Below are 1,412 nucleotides of genomic sequence, written 5' to 3'. Positions count from 1 at the left end.
GTCCCGAGCTTGCAGCCGCCGTGCGCACCGGACGGGCCGATTGCGGAATCGCCACCCGCGCCGCCGCCTGCGCCGCCGGCCTCGATTTCGTGTCACTGGCCTGGGAAAGCTTCGACCTGCTGATGCGGCAGCGGACCTACTTTCAGCAACCGATCCAGGCGTTGCTGCGTTTGCTGCAGCAAGACACCTTCGCCAGCCGCGCCGCCGAGCTTGCCGGGTATGATCCATCGCCGGCCGGGCGGATCCGGTTCGCGAAGTAGCAGCCGAACCCGACCTCGGTCGCTGCTCACCCCAGATCGATCTCGCCCTCCACGACATGGTGCAGGCCTGCTGGCTCAGACGTGACGAGGGCCCTCACGGTCAGTCGGCCCTGTCCTTTCAGGCCCTTCTCCGCCACGGCTTTCTCGATTGCCTGCTGCGAAGTCACGCCGACCTGCTTGAGGAACTTGCGCATGGAGACGTTGAAGGGATCGGTTTCCATATTCTGGGTCATATGATTGCCTCGAACGGTTTGAACAATATGGCCGATCCAGCAAGCTTGATGCCCGCAACGGCGGCGCTGCGCCAAGGGAGCACGGAACGGCCTGGTGCGCAATGAAGACGACGCTCGCAATGTGTCTGATGGCAACTGCTCCGTTCCTCTTCGGGGTCGCCGCGCTGGGTGCCGATCTCCGCGGTCACGGCGGACCAGTGCGGGCGATTGCCGTGACGGCCGATGGGCAAACTGCGATCACCGGTGGTTTCGACGCCAAGGCGATCATCTGGTCGATCAAGACCGGCGAAGCACGGGAGGTGCTGCTGTTTCACGATGGGCAGGTCGATGCGGTCGCAGCCCTGCCGCAAGGCCGCTTCGCCAGCGCGGGGGCGGACGGCCGCATTGCGGTCTGGGAGGCCGGACGAAGCACGCCGGTCGCCGTCCTGCAAGGCCATTCAGCGCCGGTCGTGTCGCTCGCAGTGGCGCCCGACGGCTCCACCCTCGCTTCGGCTTCCTGGGATGGCAGTGTGCGGGTGTGGCCGCTTTCCGGCGGGGAGCCGCGCGTCCTCGAAGGCCACAGGGGAAACGTCAACGCGGTCGCATACCTCTCCGACGGGACGCTCGCAAGTGCCGGCTACGACGCGGCAGTCATGCTTTGGCCGGCCGAAGGCGGAGCTCCGGTCAGGGTCGCGATGCCTGCACCGCTGAGCACGCTGGTGGCGACGAGGAGCGATCGCGTGTTCGTCGGGGGCGCGGACGGCAAGCTGAGTGAACTGAACCGAGGCGGGACAATCCTGGCCGAAGTTGCAGCTTCGTCAAGTCCGATCACCGCGCTCGCCGTCACGGCGAATGAACGATACATCGCCGCCTCGTCGATCAAAGGTGAAATTGTGCTGCTCGACGTCAAAAGCCTGCAGCCCGTTCGCACATTTAGCAC

Annotated in this window: 3 protein-coding genes; 2 read left to right on the top strand and 1 reads right to left on the bottom strand. The window is 65.7% G+C overall.

Translation table 11 applies throughout. The features are described from left to right. Positions 1-260: substrate-binding domain-containing protein (locus EN991_RS36205; RefSeq protein ID WP_245461176.1), on the top strand; the 260-nt coding region annotated here is incomplete at its 5' end. 26 nt (positions 261-286) lie between these two features. On the opposite strand, the gene EN991_RS36200 is transcribed toward EN991_RS36205, so the two are convergent. Continuing rightward, positions 287-493, bottom strand: coding sequence for a DUF6494 family protein (locus EN991_RS36200; protein WP_064994243.1), 207 nt, complete (start codon positions 491-493; stop codon positions 287-289). 101 nt (positions 494-594) lie between these two features. Between EN991_RS36200 and EN991_RS36195 the strand changes: the two genes are divergently transcribed. After that, positions 595-1,412, top strand: an 818-nt coding sequence (locus tag EN991_RS36195) for a WD40 repeat domain-containing protein (RefSeq protein ID WP_164769657.1), incomplete at its 3' end; no start/stop codon positions are given.

Origin of the sequence: Mesorhizobium sp. M7A.F.Ca.US.005.03.2.1, from assembly GCF_003997795.1 — a bacterium.
Taxonomy (GTDB): Bacteria; Pseudomonadota; Alphaproteobacteria; order Rhizobiales; family Rhizobiaceae; genus Mesorhizobium; species Mesorhizobium ciceri.
This window is presented reverse-complemented; position numbering and strand designations above follow the sequence as displayed.